Genomic DNA, 273 nt, shown 5'->3' on the forward strand with positions numbered 1-273 from the left:
GCATGATCGTCATTAATCCGCCTAATTTTCGAATGTCACGAGTCCCTGTTTCATGATCGATAATACCAGCTGCCATAAAGAGACTTCCTTTAAACGTAGCATGGTTAATGAGGTGAAAAATAGCTGCAAGAACGGCTGCACCAAAAAAGGCAGGATTGTTTTCATGAATCGCAGCTGCGCCGACGCCAAGCATGAGCATAATCATGCCGAGCTGACTCACTGTCGAATAGGCCAGAATGGCTTTCAAATCGTTTTGCCGGACGGCGTGGAATG

General features: G+C 46.5%; 1 protein-coding gene. It reads right to left on the minus strand.

The window, feature by feature from the left end:
• On the minus strand, positions 1–273 hold a 273-nt coding region (locus AC0IXA_RS27465), incomplete at both ends, for a proton-conducting transporter transmembrane domain-containing protein (protein ID WP_471814907.1).

It is taken from the genome of Pseudomonas sp. AC083 (assembly GCF_979253165.1).